Annotated in this window: 11 protein-coding genes; 4 read left to right on the top strand and 7 right to left on the bottom strand. The window is 72.0% G+C overall.

Translation table 11 applies throughout. From position 1 onward, the window contains the following. Position 1: 1 nt before the first annotated feature. The 3 genes from O7635_RS28130 to O7635_RS28120 are packed head-to-tail and all read right to left on the bottom strand — an operon-like array spanning position 2 to position 3224. Positions 2 to 853: a carbohydrate ABC transporter permease gene (locus tag O7635_RS28130; protein WP_278083497.1), complete on the bottom strand. Its 852-nt coding sequence runs from the start codon at positions 851 to 853 to the stop codon at positions 2 to 4. Between the two features lie 11 nt (positions 854 to 864). After that, positions 865 to 1821 carry a sugar ABC transporter permease gene (locus tag O7635_RS28125; RefSeq protein WP_278083496.1) on the bottom strand — a complete coding sequence of 319 codons (957 nt, stop codon included), beginning with the start codon at positions 1819 to 1821 and terminating at the stop codon, positions 865 to 867. Then, on the bottom strand, positions 1818 to 3224 hold the full coding sequence (locus tag O7635_RS28120) for a sugar ABC transporter substrate-binding protein (protein WP_278083495.1): 1407 nt from the start codon (positions 3222 to 3224) through the stop codon (positions 1818 to 1820). Before O7635_RS28120 ends, O7635_RS28125 begins: the two co-directional genes overlap by 4 nt. Before the next feature lie 329 nt (positions 3225 to 3553). Here O7635_RS28120 and O7635_RS28115 point away from each other — a divergent pair, with 329 nt between their 5' ends. From O7635_RS28115 to O7635_RS28100, 4 genes are all read left to right on the top strand, one after another. Beyond that, positions 3554 to 4600, top strand: coding sequence for a LacI family DNA-binding transcriptional regulator (locus tag O7635_RS28115; protein WP_278083494.1), 1047 nt, complete (start codon positions 3554 to 3556; stop codon positions 4598 to 4600). A 71-nt stretch (positions 4601 to 4671) separates the two neighbouring features. Next, positions 4672 to 6540 carry a beta-L-arabinofuranosidase domain-containing protein gene (locus O7635_RS28110; RefSeq protein ID WP_278083493.1) on the top strand — a complete coding sequence of 623 codons (1869 nt, stop codon included), beginning with the start codon at positions 4672 to 4674 and terminating at the stop codon, positions 6538 to 6540. Then, positions 6537 to 8951, top strand: coding sequence for a hypothetical protein (locus O7635_RS28105; protein ID WP_278083492.1), 2415 nt, complete (start codon positions 6537 to 6539; stop codon positions 8949 to 8951). The genes O7635_RS28110 and O7635_RS28105 overlap by 4 nt, the downstream gene beginning before the upstream one ends. Next, a complete protein-coding gene (locus O7635_RS28100) occupies positions 8948 to 10078 on the top strand; it encodes a Gfo/Idh/MocA family oxidoreductase (protein WP_278083491.1) in 1131 nt (376 codons plus the stop codon). Before O7635_RS28105 ends, O7635_RS28100 begins: the two co-directional genes overlap by 4 nt. A gap of 26 nt (positions 10079 to 10104) precedes the next feature. Here the strand turns inward: O7635_RS28100 and O7635_RS28095 are convergent, their stop codons facing one another. From O7635_RS28095 to O7635_RS28080, 4 genes are read right to left on the bottom strand one after another with little or no spacing between them, the layout of a single operon-like run. Next, a complete protein-coding gene (locus tag O7635_RS28095) occupies positions 10105 to 10869 on the bottom strand; it encodes a YaaA family protein (RefSeq protein ID WP_278083490.1) in 765 nt (254 codons plus the stop codon). A 30-nt stretch (positions 10870 to 10899) separates the two neighbouring features. Further along, the gene (locus O7635_RS28090; RefSeq protein WP_278083489.1) at positions 10900 to 13134 is read right to left on the bottom strand and encodes an FtsX-like permease family protein; all 2235 of its coding nucleotides are present in this window, start codon (positions 13132 to 13134) and stop codon (positions 10900 to 10902) included. Further along, positions 13131 to 13802, bottom strand: coding sequence for an ABC transporter ATP-binding protein (locus O7635_RS28085; protein WP_278083488.1), 672 nt, complete (start codon positions 13800 to 13802; stop codon positions 13131 to 13133). Before O7635_RS28085 ends, O7635_RS28090 begins: the two co-directional genes overlap by 4 nt. Further along, complete coding sequence (locus tag O7635_RS28080) at positions 13799 to 14320, bottom strand: PadR family transcriptional regulator (protein WP_278083487.1); 522 nt, start codon at positions 14318 to 14320, stop codon at positions 13799 to 13801. Before O7635_RS28080 ends, O7635_RS28085 begins: the two co-directional genes overlap by 4 nt. Between the last annotated feature and the right edge of the window lie 50 nt (positions 14321 to 14370).

The raw sequence follows: 14370 nt of genomic DNA, 5'->3' as shown, positions 1-14370 counted from the left end.
TTCAACCCTTCACGCCGGACAGCGAGATGCCGGCCACGAAGTAGCGCTGCGCGAACAGGTAGACCAACACGACCGGCGCAAGCGAAACCACCGAGGCGGCCATCATCAACGGCCAGTTCGGCTGCTCGTACGCCGAGGAGGTCACGTTGAAGTAGGCCAGCCCGAGCTCGACGGTGCGCATGTTCTCGTCGCGGGCGATCAGCAGCGGCCAGAGCAGGTCGTTCCAGGTGCCCATGAACGCGAACACGGCCACGGTCGCCAGGGCCGGCTTCACCAGCGGCAGGAAGATCCGGAAGAAGACCGTGAACTCGCTCGCGCCGTCGATGCGGGCCGCGTCCTGGTAGTCCCGCGGGATCGTCAGGAACGCCTGGCGCAGCAGGAAGATGGCGAAGGCGCTGGAGACGCCGGGCACGATCAGCCCCTGGTACGTGTTGACCCAGTTCAGCTTGAAGACGATCAGGAACAGCGGGATCATCGTGACCTGGAACGGGATCATCATCGTGGCCAGGAACAGCACGAAGATGGACTTCGACCCGGCGAAGTTCAGCCGGGCGAACCCGTAGGCCGCGCTCGCGCAGAACGCCACCTGCCCGACCACCGTCACCGTCGTGACCACCACGCTGTTCAGCACGTAGGTGGCGAACGGCGCGAGAGTGAACAGGTTGACGTAGTTGCCGAAGTCGAATGTGTCCGGGATCAGGTCGGGCGGGTACGAGAACGTCGTGCCGGACGGCTTCAGCGACGTCGTGACCATCCACAGGAACGGCACGAGCATGAAGGCGCCGACCAGCGCCAGGATCGCGTACAGCGGCACCGCGCGCAGCGCGCCGAGCAGGGTCTTGCGTCGGGACATCAGGCTCTCCGTCAGATCAGGTTCGACTCGCCGCGCCGGCGGATGAACCACAGCTGCACCAGGGTCACTACGAAGATCACCGCGAACAGCACCCAGGCCTGCGCGGACGCGTAGCCCATCGAGAACTCCTCGAAGGCCCGCTGGTAGATGTGGTAGACCGCGACGTCGGTGGCGCCCAGCGGCCCGCCCTCGGTGATCACGTACATCGGCGTGAAGACCTGGAACCCGCCGATCACGCCAGTGATGACGAGGAAGATGGTCGTGGGCGCGAGCAGCGGCAGCGTCACGTGCCAGAACTGCCGCCAGCGGCCGGCGCCGTCGATCGAGGCGGCCTCCAGCAGCTCGCGCGGCACGGCCTGCAGCCCGGCCAGCCAGATCACCATGCTGAAGCCGGCGGTCTTCCAGGTGTTGATCAGCACGATGGCGAACATCGCGAAGTGCGGGTCGTCCAGCCAGTTCTGCTCGGGCAGATGCGCCAGGCGGAACAGGTAGTTGAGCAGGCCGGCGTCCGGGGACAGCAGCGTGATCCAGATGACCGACACGGCCACCCAAGAGGTGATCACGGGTAGGAAGAAGACCGCGCGGAACACGTTGACGCCGCGCAGCTTCGTGTTGACCACGACCGCGAGCGCGAGGCTGACCGCCATCCCGATCGGCACCGACAGCACCGTGTAGTAGGCGGTGTTCCACATCGCGTGCCAGAACGGATCGTCGCTCATCAGCGAGACGTAGTTGTCGAAGCCGACGAACGGCGCCTCAAGGAAGCTCGGCGAGGTCCACTCGTGGAACGACAGGTAGAGGCTGAACAGGATCGGCACCAGCGCGAACAGCACGAGGTGGGCGGTGGCCGGCAGGATGAACAGGTAGCCGGCCCGCTCGGAGCGCCGGCGCCGGCGGCGCCGGGCCGGACGGTCACCGCTCGTGGCGGGTGCGTCCGGCCCGGCGCCGGCCTCGACGGCGCTGGTCACTTGCCTAGCTCACGGTTGATCGCGGTGATCGTCGCGGCTATCTGGGCCTGCACCGGCTCGCCCCGGAGGATCTTCTCCATCATGCCGTCGAGGGCCTTCTCGATCGTCGGGTAAGCGCCGATCTTGGAGCCGTACGGGGGTCGCCCGGCCGTCGTCGCGTCCACGAACACCTTGTCCAGCGTCGCGAACTTGGCGGCGTCGCTCGACAGCGACGCGTCGGCCGCCTGCGCATTGGCCGAGATCGCGATACCGGTGATCGCTTTGGTGTCCTGGTAGCCGCGGTTCGTCGCCGCCTCGATGAACTGCGCGGCCGCCTTGTGCTTGGCCTTGGGCAGGTCGTGCCGGAGCACGAAGCTCGACTCGTAGAGCGCGGTCGCCTCGGTCGCCCGCTTCGGCTGCGGCACCACGCCCACCTTGTCCGGCGAGTAGCCCTTGGCCCCGGTCAGGCCGACCAGCGCCCAGTGGCCGCTGTCGTACATGCCGAACTTGCCGTCGAGGAACAGCGCGTTGGCGTCCGAGGCGTTCGTCATCTTCTCCAACGTGGACGGTGGCGGCGCCACCTTGTGCTTGAGCACCAGGTCGGCGTACCACTGGATCGCCTCGACCGCGGCCGGCGCGTCCAGGAAACCGGTGGCTGTCTTGTGGTCGGGCGAGACCACGTCGCCGCCGTTCTGCCAGATTCGGTAGACCCACTGGTACGCGTACTGGCTGAGCCGGTAGCCCCACTGCACCACGTTGTTCTCGTCGAACGCGGGGTCGAGCCGGTTGCGGCCCTTGTTGTCGAGCGTCAGCTTCTGCGCGGCGGCGAGCTGGTCGTCCCAGGTCCAGCCGCGCTGCGGCGGCGTGATGCCGGCCTTGGTGAACAGCGTCGGGTTGTAGTAGACGACCATCGGGGTGAAGTCGTTCGGCAGGCCGTAGATGCCACCGTCCTCGCCCTTGTGGATCTCCAGCACCTGGGGGAAGAACCGGCCGGTGTCCAGCGCCGGCAGCGCCTCGGTGATCTTCCGCATGTCGAGCAGCAGCTTGCGCTGGATCAGCGGAGCCAGGCTGGAGGCGTCCTGCGACCACAGGTCGGGGGCGCTGCCGGAGGCCAGGTCGACGATGATCTGCGTGTCGAAGTTCGGCGGCGCCTGGATCGAGTCGATCTTGATCTTCGGGTTCGCCGCCTGGAAGTCGCCGAGGAACTTCTGGTACGCCTTGTCGAGGTCGGAGCCCTTCTCCTCGGGCGGCACCTGGAAGCCGACCACCTTGAGCGTGACCTCGCCGTCGGCCGACGCTTCGTCGTCGCCTGATCCACAGGCGGCCAGCAGCGGGCCGGCGGTCACGGCCGCCGCGGCGCCGAATCCCCAGCGCAACAAGGTCCGGCGGCTCGTCGAGCCGCCGCGCATGTCGTTGTCGTTCATCTCGCTCCTGCCGTGGGGGGTGGGACGTGGGCCCGGCACGGACGCCGGGATGCAGACACGAGGGCGGAGCGAGGGCCGACACCTCGCTGTCGCCAGGGAACGTTCCGCCGGAAACTTGGCTGGGACCGTAACCACGCCAGGGAAACGGCGTCAATGGTCAAGCTCAGGGAAACCAGTTTCCCAACATGAACCGCGCTCGACCTCTGGCGTTCACCGCCGCGCCCGTCTACGTTCGGTAGCCATCCGAGCCTGAGCCGCATCGCGAGCTCGGCCCGCAAGCTTCCCGAAACCGCGCAAGCGTTTTCTCAACCTGGCCTGAAGGGGTGGCAGTGGCGTCCACGATCCGCGACATCGCCCGTGCTGCCGGCGTCTCCGTGGCCACCGCCTCCAAGGGCCTCAACGGCAAGGGACGGATGCGGCCGGAGACCCGGCAACGGATCCTCGACGTCGCGCGGGAGCTGGAGTTCCGGCCCAACCGCAACGCGAGCTCGCTGACCACGGGCCGCACCTACACGGTCGGCCTGCTGACCCGCGACGGTTACGGCCGATTCACGCCACCGTTGCTGGGCGGGGTCGAGGACGCACTGTCGGTCGACACGGCGAGCCTGCTGCTCTGTGACGCCCGCCGCGACGCGGTGCGGGAGCGGCACTACCTCGACGTGCTGGCCGCCCGCCGGGTGGACGGGCTGATCATCACGGGTCGGGCCACCGACCCCGCCCCACCGTTGCCCCGCAGCCTGCCGTTCCCGGTCGTCTACGCGTACACCACGTCGCGCGATCCCGCCGACAGCAGCCTCACGGTCGACGACGAGCATGGTGGTTGGCTGGCGGCCCGGCAGCTGCTGCGCCAAGGTTGCCGGCGGATCGCGCACATCACCGGGCCCGCGTCGGTGCTCGCCGTCCGGGAGCGGATCGCCGGGGCCCGGCGGGCGCTGGCCGAGGCCGACCTGGAGCTGCCCGACGACCTGATCACGTACGGGCCGTTCACCGAGCGCACCGGCTTCCAGGCCGCGCAGAAGCTGCTGGCCGAGCGGCAGGTCGACGGCATCTTCTGCGGCAGCGACCAGATCGGCCGGGGTGTCGCGGACGCGCTCGGCGGCCTGGGCGTGCGGATCCCCGACGACGTGGCTCTGGTCGGCTTCGACAACTGGACGCTGATCGCCGCGGCCACCCGGCCGGCGCTCTGCTCGGTCGACATGAACCTCTACCGGCTGGGCCGGCTGGCCGCCGAGAGCCTGCTGCGGGCCATCGACGGCGCACCCGAACCCGGCATCCAGAAGCTGCCCTGCTCGCTCGCAGTCCGCGCGTCCTGCCCGGCCCCGATCACCGACAGCACCGAATGGCTGGACGACTCACCGCTCGTACCCGACGCCTGACCCTCTCACCATCGCGCACCGTGCCCGGCCGCCGGGCGCGGCGCCCCCGCACGACCGCATGGGAGTTCCGCATGTCTGAGCACCGCCCCGGCCCCGTCGTCGACACCACCGCCAGCGGGCACGCCCGGCTCCGGCCGGTCGCGCCACGGGACGTCCGGATCACCGACGACTTCTGGGCGCCCCGGCTGCGGCGCAACCGTGAGGTGACCATCCCGGCGCAGCACCAGCAGTGCGAGACGACCGGCGCGCTGCGCAACTTCGCCCGAGCGGCCGGCAGCGTCGGCGGCGGCTTCAGCGGCCGCTACTACTCCGACTCCGACGTGTACAAATGGATCGAGGCGGCCTCGTGGACCCTTGCCACCGACCCGTCCCCGGAGCTCGCCGACCGGCTCGACGCGGTGATCAAGCTGGTGGCCGGGGCGCAGGACGCCGACGGCTATCTCAACACGTACTTCTCGGTCGACCGGGTCGGCGAGCGCTGGACCGACCTGGTGGTGCGGCACGAGATGTACTGCATCGGGCACCTGGTGGCGGCGGCTGTCGCGCACATGCGGGCCACTGGGCGAACCGACCTGCTCGACGTCGCGGTGGCGGCTTGCACCCACATCGCCACCCGCTTCGCCCCCGGCGAGGCGCCGGGCACGTGCGGTCACCCCGGCCTCGAGATGGCGCTGGTCGAGCTCTACCGGACCACCGGCGACGAGCGCTGGCTGAGGCTGGCCACCTGGCAGCTGGACTCGCGCGGTCGGGGAGTGCTGGACGGCAGCGAGTACCTGATCGACCACCAGCCGGTGCGCGCGCAGGACCGGGTGACGGGGCACGCGGTGCGGGCGCTCTACCTTTACGCCGGGATGGCGGACGTGGTGCTGGAGACCGGCGACGCCTCGTTGCGGGCGGCGCTGGAACGGCTCTGGGCCGACCTGGCCGGGGGCAAGACCGCGGTCACCGGGGGAGTCGGCGCGCGATGGGACGGCGAAGCGTTCGGCGACGCGTACGAGCTGCCGGACCGTGCCTACAACGAGACCTGTGCCTCGATCGCGCACATCTTCCTGGCCTGGCGGCTGCTGCTGCTCACCGGCGAGCCGCAGTACCGCGACGTCGTGGAGACCGCACTGCACAACGGCGTGCTGCCCGGGCTGTCGCAGTCGGGGACGGAGTTCTTCTACCAGAACCCGCTCGCGGACGCCGGCCGGCATCGCCGGGAGCCGTGGTTCGACTGCGCCTGCTGCCCACCCAACATCGCGCGGCTGCTGGCCTCGCTGCCCGGTTACCTGTGGACGACCAGCGAGGAAGGGCTGTGGGCGCAGCTCTACATCGGCAACGAGGCCGCGCTGCGGCTGGCGGACGGCACGCCGGTGTCCGTCGCGCTGGACACCTCGCTGCCGTGGGACGGCGCCGTGCGGGTGACCGTGTCGCCGGCCGCTCCCAGCGAGTTCACGCTCTTCCTGCCCCTGCCGGGCTGGGCCGGTGACGACGTGACGGTCGTGGTCAACGGCGCGCCGGTAACCGTCTCCGGGCCATGGGTGTCGCTGCGGCGGACCTGGGCCCCCGGCGACGTCGTGGAGCTGACCTTCGGCACGCCGGTGCGGGCGCTGGTCGCGCACCCGCGGGTGGCGGCCACCCACCACCGGGTGGCGCTGGCCCGCGGGCCCCTCGTCTACTGCGTCGAGCAGGCCGACCACGACGTGCCGGTCGACGACCTGCGGCTGACGGGCGCGGAGGCGTGGACGGCCGACCACCGGCCGGATCTGCTCGGCGGCGTCACCACGCTGACCGCCGACGGGTCGGCCGTCGCGCCTGACGACGGCCCGCTGTACCGGCCGCTCGCCGCCGCTCCCGCGCCGGGCACGGCCGCGCGGGTCACCGCCATCCCCTACTACGCCTGGGCCAACCGGGAGCCCGGCGCGATGCGGGTGTTCGTGCCGCTGGCCGACCGGTGAGCCGGCCGGTCTGGTACACGTTCGGCAACCACTTCCACTGGGTCGACATGCAGTGGCTGTGGGGGTACGGCGTGCTCGGCGCGTCCGTGCGGGACATGCTGGCGTTCAGCGCGGCCACCGGCGCCCGGGGCAACCTGAACGTCGACGGTGTGGGGTTCGAGCGGATGGCGGCGGAGGAGCCGGCGGCCCTCGACGCGCTGCGGGCCGCGGTGACCGACGGCACGGTGGAGGTCGTCGGCGCCAGCTACGGTCAGCCGTACCCGCTGTTCCACCACGGCGAGTCGGCGGTGCGCCAGCTGACGTACGGGATCCGGGCCGTGACCCGCCTGCTCGGGGTCCGGCCGGTCAGCTTCTGGGAGGAGGAGTTCTCCTTCTACCCGCAGCTGCCGCAGCTCCTGGCCGACACCGGCTACCGCTACGCGTCGCTGTTCTTCCAGTGGACCTGGCACACGCCGCACGTCCCGGTCGAGGACGCGCCGGCCATCCGGTGGGAGGGCCTCGACGGCACCCGGATCCTCAGCACGCCCCGGGGTCCACTCAACCTGCACCAGTGGCCGGAGGACTTCGCCGCGCTGCGCTCCCACCCGTTGCTCACCGACTCGCCCGCTCCCGTCGTCCAGCAGTGGCTGGAGCTGCTGCCCTCGCCGGACTGGATGTGCCGGTCCGAGCTGCTGGTCGACGGGATGACGGAGCTGCTGGCCATGCCGGGCGTCGACATCCGGTTCGGCACGTTGTCGGAGGTGCTCGACGCGGTCGGGTCGGACGCTCCGGTGCGGCGCTACACCATGGACGACGTCTTCCACGGCATGAGCCTCGGCAAGAACGGCGACCGCGGCCACCGGCGCAGCCGCGAGACCGAGCAGGTGCTGCTCTCCGCCGAGGCGCTCAGCGTGCTGGCCGGGCGGTTGGGGCGACCGTATCCGCACTGGGACGTCTATCCGGTCTGGGAGCTGGAGGAAGGCTGGCGCGAGCTGCTGGCCTTCCAGCACCACGACAACGACGAGTGCGAAGGGCTGTGCGGGCACGTCGGGTACGCGGGACTCGAGCGCGGCCACGCACTGGGCCGGGCGGTGCTGGACCGGACCGTGGCGACGCTGGCCGACCGGGTGGGCGGCCCGGCCGGCCGGACCGTGGTGCTCAACCCGCTCGGCTGGGGCCGGTCCACTGTGGTCGACGGGTGGCGGGTCGAGGTGCCTGCGCTGGGCTGGACCGTGTGTCCGGACGCCGGTCCGGCGGTGCCGCCGGTGGCGGTCGACGTCAGCGGCGTCGAGGTCACGCTGCGCCGGGGAGGCTTCGCCGTGACGGTCGACCGGCGGCGCGGGGTGGTGACGCGGGTCGGTGGGGTCGACTGTGGACCCTCCGGCCTCGGCGGGCTGCGGTGCGAGCGCGGCGGAATGAAGCAGCTCTACACGCCGGCCGCCGTCGACGTCGCCGGCGACCAGGTGGTCGTGCGCCTGGCGTCTCCGGCCGGTGACGAGCTGCGGCTGACGGTGGCGCTCGCGCCGGAGCTCGACGCGGTCGACCTGTCGTTCGACACCGACGCCTTGGCGCCACCCGACGGGCGACACCACGCCAGCCTGATGACCCTGGTCGAGCCGGCCGTCGACGTGCGGACGGTGTTGCACGACACCCCGTACGCGGTGACATCGGTGACCGGTCGCGGCCGCTATCCACGCAAGTACCCCACCGGCGACTGGATGACCTCGCCGCAGGAGTTCGAGGAGATCGTCGACCCGTTCACCGGCCTGCAACTGGTCGACCTGGTGACCGCCGACGGCAGCGGGCTGCTCTGGCTGCACGACGGCAGCCAGGGTTTCCTGCGGGCCGAGTCCGGCTTCTGGAACGTGCTGTCCATGCGGGACCCCTGGGACGAGTCGCATTTCTCGGCGGCGCTGCACGCCCGGATGCGCGTCGTGCCGCACGGCGGGGATCTCGATCCGGCCACCCGGTGGCGGCTCGCGCAGGAGTTCACCCGGCCGGTGCTGGTCGCCCGCCCGACGGAGGCCGGCCACGGACCCACGGCCTTCTCGCTGGCCCGGCTCGACGGCGTGCCCGGCGCGGCCATCACCGCCGTCTACCGCGAGACGTCGTACGCCGGGACAGGGCTGCCGGGGCACGCCGCGGCGACGCTCGACCGGCCGGTGCTGATGCGGCTGGTCGAGTTCGCCGGCACGGGCGGTGCGGCGTCGCTCGTGGTGGCCGGCACGGTGGCGGCCGCGTGGCGGGCCAGCACGCTCGGCGAGCTGCGCGAGCCGCTCGCCGTCGAGGACGGCGTGGTGTCCGTGCCGCTGCGGCCGTTCGAGATCACCACCGTGGTGCTCGACCTGGTCGAGGCCCGCAAGCAGGACCGCGACCTCGACGCGCACCGCGAGGTCTGGGCCACCGTCCACCGCACCGAGGAGGCGTCATGAGCTACTTCCCCCGGGTGGCCCGCGGAGTGCACTCCTACCCGCGGGACGACTCGGACCCGGCGCCGCTCGGCCTGGGCGTGGTGGGCCTGCACGAGGGGCGAACGGCGCTGCTGGCGGCGTACCGCACCCGCGGCGTCCGCCCGGTGGCCGGTTGCGACCTCGACGCCGCGACCCGCGCCGCGGTGGCGGCGGAGGCGCCGGAGGTGGCGATGACGGCGTCGTACGCGGACCTGCTGGCCCGTGACGACGTCGCGATCGTCGGCGTCTACACCCCGGACCACCTGCACGCCGAGCACATCGTCGCGGCCTTCGAGGCCGGCAAGGACGTCGTCTGCACCAAGCCCATCGTCAACGACGCCGCGGCCGCGCGCGCGGTGCTGGCCGCGGCCCGGCGCACCGGCCGGCGGCTGCTGGTCGGGCAGTCGACCCGCTTCTTCGAGTCGTTCCGCCGGCAGCGGGCCGCCTTCGAACGCGGCGAGGTGGGAGACGTCGAAGTGGTGGAAGCCCACTACACGCACCGGATGGACTGGTACTACGACCGCGCGCCGTGGATCGTCGACGGCACCGACTGGGTGTACCTCGGACTCAGCCACCCGCTGGACCTGCTGCGCTGGTACCTCGGTCCGGTCGCCACGGTGTCCGCGGTGGGCAGCCGGTCGGCGCTGGCACGGGAGCACGGCTGCGCGTCGTACGACATCTATTCGGTCAACGCGACCACGGCCGACGGACGGTTGGGTCGAGTGTTCGGCCACTACGGCACGCACGAGCTCCCGCGGGCCCGCAACTCGATCGAATGCCTGCTCTACGGCTCGGCCGGCACGTCGATGGCGCAGTACCACGACATGCGCTACCTGCACACCGCCCCGGACGGAACGGAGGTGGTGGAGGACATGCTCTACGAGTACCGGCACTTCCACTTCAACAACGAGGTGCACGGGATGCACTACGGCGAGTTCGCCAACTACCTCCAACACTTCGCCGACGCCCTCACCTCGGGTACGCCGCACTCTCCCGATCTCGTCGAGGGAATCGAGACGTTCTGCCTGATGGAGGCGGTCCGTCGCTCGGCCCGCGCGGGCGGCGCCTCGGTCGAGGTGGCCGACCTGCGCACCCAGGTCGGCCTCTGAACCTTCGCTGTGCGCGGCGGCGATGGTCAGGTCAGCCGGATGGACAGGCCTTTGCCACCGAACTCCGTGCAGACGAAGGCCGGCTCGCGGTCGGTGCCGTGCTCCGGCTCGTGGCGGTAGCCGATGTCGGTGAAGGCGGTCAGGTCCTTGGCGCCGGAGGTGACCAGCCACCGGGCGAACGCGCCCCGGGCGATCTTCGCGTGCACGGTGACGAACTTCGGCTTGCCGGTCTTCGGGTCGGCCGTGAGGAACTTCGGCGTGACCACCCGCGCCGCGTCGACGTACTTCGTCACCGTTCTGCTGTATTCGACCGCCGCCAGGTTGACGATCGGGCCGCGGGCCGGGAGCTGGTCGGCGATCGCCTGTCCCCAGAACGCGTAGAGGTTGCCGCTCGGCAGCTTGTAACCCATCTCCAGGCGGTACGGCGCGATGCCGTCGAACGGGCGCAGGATCCCGTAGAGGCCCGACAGGATCCGCAGGTGAGTGTCGGCGTAGCGGCGCTGGGCGGCGGTGAACGTGTCGACCTGGAGCCCGCTGTAGATGTCGCCCACGAACGACTCCGCGGCCGGCGCCTGCGCGTCAGGGTCGGTCGACCAGTCCGCGTACTGCTGGCGGGTCTTCTCCGCGAGGTCCGGCGAGACGGCCATGATCTTCGCCAGCCGGGCCACCGGCAGCGCCCGCAGCTCGTCGACGAGCTCCTGCGCCCGGTCCAGCAGCGCCGGTGCGCCGGTCGGGCGGTGGCCCGTGCTCGGCCGGCGCATCGTCTTCGAGCTGTGCATCAGGATGATCACGGTGCCCATTCTGCCCGCCCGGGCCTGGGGTTACTCGTTGCGGGCGGTCTCCGGGCCGGTGATGCGGCGCAGCAGCGGCAGGGTGGCCGCGATGATGGCCAGCGAGGCGACCAGACCGCCGCCCACCAGCGCGTAGTAGCCCGCGCCGGGGGCGTGCAGCGGATAGTCGAGCTGGGCCCGCAGGAACAGCGCGGCGGCGAGGAAGCCGGCGCCGATCGCCACGGCGGCCACCAGCAGCATCGGCACGACCGTCTCCAGACCGACCACGGCGCGGAGCATCCGCATCCGGACCCCGGTCAGCCGCAGCACGCTGAACGGGCGCTTGCGGTCGGTCAGGCCGGCGATCACGCTGACCGCGAGGCTGCAGCCCGCGATCGGCAGGCTGGCCAGGATCACCACGTCGGCCAGGCGCTGGAACTGCACCAGGGTCCGCGTCGAGTCCGTCTCGTGTTCCGCGTCGGTGGCGGCCGGCTCCGCGAACGGGGCCATCGTCGCGAGCATCGTGCGGGCGCGTTCCTTGGCGGCGTCGGACCCGTCGGTCTGCACCACCACGGAGAGCATCCGCTTGGACTCGAGGTCGGTCACCTCGGCCGCCGGCCAGACCCGCTGCTCCGGCGACACGCCGGGCTCGCGGACGCCGATCAGGTCGTGCCAGACGGACACCACGCTCGCGCCCGGCGGGCACACGCCGAAGCCCGGCGCACGGGCCAGGTCGGCGCAGGAGACCAGCCCCGAGCCGGTCGGACCGGGCAGGTTCCGCACGATCTCCGGGTCGTTCTCGCGCACCACGAGCACCGCCTCGACGCCCGGGATCGCCGAGAGCCCGGCGGGAATGTCCGATGTGGTCGGTGACGGTACGCCCGGCGGCAGCCGCTCCGGCCAGAACGCCTGCGTCAGCGCGGTGGCCGCCACGGACTCGCCCGCGGGGGTGACCCGCTCGGCGACGTAGGAGGTGATCGCCCCGCTGGCGGCCGTCATCACGAACAGGGCGACCACCAGGCCGCTCACGGCACGGAACGCGGCCATCGGGTCGTCGGCCAGGCGCCGCCCGGCGATCAGCGCGGCGGGCCGCTGCGCCCGGCGGGCGACCAACCGGGCCGCGCGCATGGTCAGCCACGGCCCGGCGAGCACCAGGCCGATCACCATCAGCACGGCGCCGACCAGGTAGGCCAACGTCTGCCCGTCGGTCGTCTCCGGCTTGCGCCCGACGAAGTACGCCAGCTCGGCGACACCGGCGACGAGCGGGATCAGCCGCCACGCGCGCGGTGGCCTCGGCGTCACCCGGCGCGTGACGCCGAGCGGCGAGATCCGCACCCGGCGCAGCGCGAGCCGGGCCGCGACCGCGGCGCCCAGCGGGATGCCGAGCGCCACCGCGAGCACGTCGACGGTGCGCAGCACCAGGTCGCTCGGGAAGAAGGTCGCGCCGGTGAACGGGATCTCGGCCAGCCCGCGCCGGACCGCGAAGAAGACGCCGAAGCCGAGCAGCGCGCCGACCGCGGCCGCGGCTGTCGACTCGATGGTGGCCAGCAGCGAGACCTGCCGCGGGGTGGCGCCGATCAGCCGCATGGCGGCGAACCGCTGCTCGCGCCGGGCGGCCGACAGCCGGGTCGCGGTGCCGATGAAGATGAGCACCGGGAAGATGAGCGCCGCCGCGATCACCGACAGCGAGACGGTGAACATCGTGTTGTCGAGCCCGACGATGCACCGGCTGCAGCCGGCCGGATCGGTGGTCAGCACGGCGCTGACGCGGTTGGCGAAGGGCTGCGTGGCCAACGTCTCCGGCGCGTGCCCGACGACGGCCAGCAGGCTGTCGGGCGAGGGCAGGGCCGCGTCGCCGAGCACTCCGACCTCGCGGCCGGGGAACCGGTCGCCCAGCTCGTCCGCCGGCGTCGTGCGGAGCAGGTCGTGCAGCGCCGGCGAGACGTAGTACTCCCCTGGCCCGGGCAGCGTGGGGAGGCCAGGCGCCACCGGGGCGGCCGGCCCGGTCCGGGCGACGTCGATCCGGCCCAGCTCCCGACCCCGGAACTGGTCGCCCCGGATGAGCCACCAAACCGGGTCGACCCCGGGACGCTGCACAGTGGTGGATTCGGCGCTGCCGGTGTTGAGCCAGGCGTAGCGCAGGTTCTGCGTCTTGGTCGCGTTGATGCCGGCGAGGGTGGCGAGCAGCAGGCCCGTGCCGAGGGCGACCGCGGCGGCCAGCACGACCAGCCGGACGGCCGCCTCCCGCCCGCCGGCCACCGCGAGCCGGAGTCCGAGACCGATCACGACAGCGCCGCCTGGCCCACGGCCACGCGACCGTCGCGGACGATGACCTCCCGATCGGCGTACGCGGCGACCCGGGCCTCGTGGGTGACCACGACGACGGTGGTGCCCTGCTCGCGGGCCGAGCCGACCAGCAGGTCCATCACCTGCTCGCCGGTCAGCGAGTCGAGGGAGCCGGTCGGCTCGTCGGCGAACAGCACCCGCGGCCGGGCCACCAGCCCCCGGGCCAGCGCGACCCGCTGCGCCTGGCCGCCGGACAGCTCGCCGGAGCGGCGCTGCTGCAGGCCGTCGAGGTCGAGGCGGCCGAACCAGGCGCTCGCCTCAGCCACCGCCGCCCGCCGCCGCGTGCCGGCCAGCAGCAGCGGCAACGCCACGTTCTCGACCGCGGTCAGCTCGGGGACGAGCTGGCCGAACTGGAAGACGAAGCCGAACCGGTCGCGGCGCAGGGCGCTGCGGGCGCCCTCGTCGAGGCGGTCGATCCGCCGGCCCGCGAAGTGGATCTCGCCCGAGTCGGGCACCAGGATGCCGGCCAGGCAGTGCAGCAGTGTCGACTTGCCCGAGCCGCTCGGGCCCATGACGGCGAGGATCTCGCCCTCGGCCACCGCCAGGCTCGCGCCCCGCAGCGCCGGCGTCTCCCCGAAGGAGAGCGTGACGTCGCGCGCCTCGATCATCGGGCCACCGCCTTCGCCAGGGCGCCGAGCCGGGCGACCGTCGTGTCGATCCACCGCAGGTCGGCCTCCAGGTGGAACAGGCCGTGGTCGGCCAGCAGCCCGTCGACCAGGTTGCCGGAGCGCTTGACCTCGGTCAGCTCGCGCATCCGGGCCAGGTGTGCCCGGCGCTGCGTGTCGAGATATTCCTCCGCCGGGCGGCCGAGCATGAGCGCGAGCACCACCTTGGCGAACAGCACGGTCTGCAGGTGCGGCTCGGGCTCGAGCGGCTCGACCAGCCAGGCGTCGACCTCGGAGGCGCCGGTCTCGGTGATGACGTAGCGCTTGCGCTCCGGACCGTCGCCGGGCTCGACCGCGATCACCACCTTGCCGTCGCGGGCCAGCCGGGCCAGGGTCGCGTAGACCTGGCCGAACGGGAGCGGCTTGCCCCGGCCGAAGAACGTGTCGTAGTCGCGCTTGAGGTCGTAGCCGTGGCTGGGCTCGCGCTCGAGCAGGCCGAGCAGGGTCAGGGGGACGCTCATGACGAGGACCATACACCACATGTATACGCTGAGCGTATACACCGAGTGGA

Source organism: Asanoa sp. WMMD1127, assembly GCF_029626225.1.
Classification (GTDB): Bacteria; Actinomycetota; Actinomycetes; order Mycobacteriales; family Micromonosporaceae; genus Asanoa.
This window is presented reverse-complemented; position numbering and strand designations above follow the sequence as displayed.